A 3,458-nucleotide genomic window follows, 5' to 3' on the forward strand; every position below is an offset into this window, starting at 1 on the left:
CCATGATTATCCGGAGGATTCTGTTATCCCGTGTAGTGTCGGTCGGGCGTTGTCTGGCGCGGGTTCGGGCGCCCATTCCTCGGGATAATTATTTGAGTCCGGCGAGGCGGAGTGTCAGGTCATCGTCTCCTTTCCAGATCGGGGCGAGGTCGGGTGTGGTGCTGGCTGCTTTCTGGATGGCCTCGCGGACCATCTGGTTGTCCGCCGAGGCGTAGATTTCGGTGGTGGAGATATTCGCGTGGCCAAGGAATTCCTTGATGTGGGGCAGTGGCACGCCGGCCCGGAGCATTTGCATCGCACGGGCGTGCCGGAGCTGATGGGCGTGGATGTGCTCGGGAATTTCCGGGCAGTTCTTTCTTGCGGTGTCCGCGTGCTTGTTCAGCAGGTAAGCAACGTTGTCCTGGCTCATGGGCTGGTGCTGGCCGGCCCGGATCGTGTAGAAGAACAGGGCCTCAGGAACACTGGCGCCGGGGTGGAATAGTGTCAGGTACTGCACCAGATGCCGTCCGGTTTTGTCCATGATGGGCAGTGTGCGTGTCTTTCGGCCTTTTCCTGTAAGTGTTACTTGTCCACTTCCGGCCGTGGTGGTCACGTCGGCCAGCGTCAGATCGAGGACTTCTTGGATGCGTGCGGCGGCATCGAAGAGCAGCAGGATCATGGTGGTGTCGCGCAGGCCTCGGCTGGTTTGTTGTCCTGGTGCGCGAATCAGCGCTTCAACGGCGGCCATACTCAACGCATCCGGAGCATGCTCGGGTGTTCGGGCGGGGCGGACTCTTTTGACGTCCAACCAGATCGCAACGAGTGCGGCCTCTTCTCCAGCGCAGTATGACAGGAAGGACTTGACGGCGGCCAGTCGTTGATTCGCGGTGGAGGCGGCCAGGTGCCGGGAATCCATGAGCCATGTGAGGAACGCGTTCACGCTGCTGTAGGTGATCGCGTCGAAGCCGACCTGATCCAGCTTCAAAGACCGGGTTTCGCCCAGAAACGCCAAGAAGGTGTTCAAGGCCGTCTTGTAGGAGCGAATCGTGTGGGGGCTGAGTCTGCGAGCTCGCGGAAGATAGATCGTCAACCAGCTTCGGACCAAGGAGAAGAATTCATCGGATTTCATGGTGTGCCTCCGGGAACAGGGATTCAATATGTGTATTCGCGATGCCGCGCAGCTCGGGATAGAAGTCGGCGGCCAAATGAAAGTAATACCAGGTGTCCTCGGTGTTTCTGTGCCCCAGATGCAAGCTCAAATAGGCGACCAGCACCTCCGGGCTCCGCCCGGCACGCACCCACCGGTTGATCACTTCGATCACATGGGCATGCCGCAGGTCATAAGGCCGCGGAGGCGAACCGGGACTCGCCACGATGAGCGAGCCAGCAACATCCAGAAGCTCATGGAACCAACTGTCCAGTGCCGTGCTGCTATAGATGTTTCCCTGGCGGTTGGGAAAGAACGGTATCCGATCTGGGTGGAAGGGAATGATCTCCGCATCGTATGCGCGGCAATACTCCTGCAGACACGGTGACATGAACACCATCCGGTCCTTGTGCCCCTTGGACTCACGAATCAGCACCGCACCACGGGCCAGATTGACATCGTTGCGGTGAAGTTTCCTCGCCTCGCCCGGGCGCAGACCCAGGCAATAGATCATCCGAAATACCACCGGTATGATCAGTTGCCGCTGCCCACCAATCGGCGAATCTTTGATCGCGTCGGCCGCATCAAAAAGCGCACGCAGCTCCCGGTGGGAAAAAATATGCGGACTGTAATGAATCCGTCGTCCAGGAATGCCCGTCGGGATGACATAGGCCTCGATTCCCAGCGAGGCCATGTGCTTGGCGAGCTGCCTGATGGAGGTAATCCTCTTGATCTGGCCGTTGATATGTTCGGCTGGATGTTTCACGACCCATTCCATGGCCATCTCCCGTGAAAGACTGCTCTGCCCTGGGTAGTGCTGAGCGCACATGGCGTCGAAGGCCAACAAATGACGCTCCGAGGATTCATACGGCAGCCCCATCGCATGCTTAAGCTCCAGGAGACCTTGGATATGAGGGGCCAAGCCGCTGACAAGGCCGTTCATGACCTTGTCCTTCTGGGTTCGATCCCCACAAAATCAAGACAACATGCCCGCATGCGTTCCTCGTCGGCAGCAAGATAGTGCTTGGCTGAGGAAATACTCCGGTGGCCCAGCGCCTCGGAGATGACGGGCAACGGCGTATCACCTTCGAGCATTCTGGTCGCCAAGGAAGCCCTCAACACCCGAAAACCGCGGCCGCCGGTATCGGGCTGGGAACCAAATCCTGTCCGGGCAAAGGCACCGGCCGCCATGTGATGCAAGCGATTCGAAGGCGCTAAGGCAACGTACGGGGCTTGTGTCCGAAGAAATACGTGCTCATCGTTCACCCCGGTGGGCCTGTCGTGAAGCAGATAGTTGGCGATGGCCTCTCCAACGTCAGCCAACAGTGGCAGGGTCAGCGCCGTCTGTGTCTTGTGTTGCGCCAGGGTGATGCATCCGTGCCGCCAGTCGATATCCTGCAGGCGCAGGGCCACGATATCGACGGGGCGCAACCCGGTTCGCGCTCCCAGCAGCAGCATTGCACGGTCCCGAATTCCGGTGACCGTACCCGCGTCGGGCGAGTTCGCGAGCATCTCAACCTTCTCAGCGGGCAGCACAGAAACATGTCTCACGCGTCGTGAAAAGATCCGAGGAACAGCTCTGGTCAGACCTGAGCATCCTTGGGATTCTTCGAGGAATCGGCACAGCACCCGAACGGCGGAGAGCACAGTCCCCATGCTGCCCGGCTGATAGCTCCCTGCCAGTGAAAGCAAGGCGGACGCCACATCTGAACCAGACAAAGCTTGAAAATCCGTGATTCCTTGCTCTTGCCACGACGCCAACGTCCGGCGACCAACGGTTGCACGCAGCTCTTGTGTGGTCTGGGCCAGACCTTGTTGGGTCAGCCATCCTTCGAAGCGCTCCTGAACGGAACGAAACACACCATTGAGCGCATCATTCGGTCCGGCATGCTTGGATAACTTCCACTGATACGTGCCAGTTTCGTTGACCTCTGACAGCACAAGGGCGCTCTTGCGCAGGAGCTTGTATTTCCACTCCTTGAACCTGCCCTCGGCGCGTTCCTTGGTCAGGAACTGCAAGTAGACTGCCACGGTTTCGTCAGTGAACTCGGTGACTTCTTGTTCGGAGCAGAACACCTCGAACCGGTGCCATGCCCACCGATACTGCATCAGCGTTGACGCTGCGTGATTGAGCTTGAGGACCTCAGCATCAGCTGTTGAGATCAGCTCACCAATGGGAATCTTCACTTCTTCCTCACCTCCAGGAGAAAACGAACAAGGGTGAGTCAGCGTAGTCCCAGATTGTTATCCCGAGTAGGACCCCACAAAAACCGGCAGGGCAAAGGCATAGCGGCAGAAACTCGGGATAACAGAATCCTCCGGATAATCATGG

The 3,458-nt window shown here is 58.5% G+C and carries 3 protein-coding genes; all 3 read right to left on the bottom strand.

Annotated features, from left to right (window positions below; translation table 11 throughout):
* Positions 1–88: 88 nt before the first annotated feature.
* From ACX80E_RS17055 to ACX80E_RS17065, 3 genes are read right to left on the bottom strand one after another with little or no spacing between them, the layout of a single operon-like run.
* The gene (locus ACX80E_RS17055; protein ID WP_459303254.1) at positions 89–1,108 is read right to left on the bottom strand and encodes a tyrosine-type recombinase/integrase; all 1,020 of its coding nucleotides are present in this window, start codon (positions 1,106–1,108) and stop codon (positions 89–91) included.
* The gene (locus ACX80E_RS17060) at positions 1,095–2,069 is read right to left on the bottom strand and encodes a tyrosine-type recombinase/integrase (protein ID WP_459303255.1); all 975 of its coding nucleotides are present in this window, start codon (positions 2,067–2,069) and stop codon (positions 1,095–1,097) included. The genes ACX80E_RS17055 and ACX80E_RS17060 overlap by 14 nt, the downstream gene beginning before the upstream one ends.
* Positions 2,066–3,313 carry a tyrosine-type recombinase/integrase gene (locus ACX80E_RS17065; RefSeq protein WP_459303256.1) on the bottom strand — a complete coding sequence of 416 codons (1,248 nt, stop codon included), beginning with the start codon at positions 3,311–3,313 and terminating at the stop codon, positions 2,066–2,068. Before ACX80E_RS17065 ends, ACX80E_RS17060 begins: the two co-directional genes overlap by 4 nt.
* Positions 3,314–3,458: the final 145 nt, after the last annotated feature.

The sequence above is a fragment of the Arthrobacter sp. TMN-49 genome, from assembly GCF_054511095.1.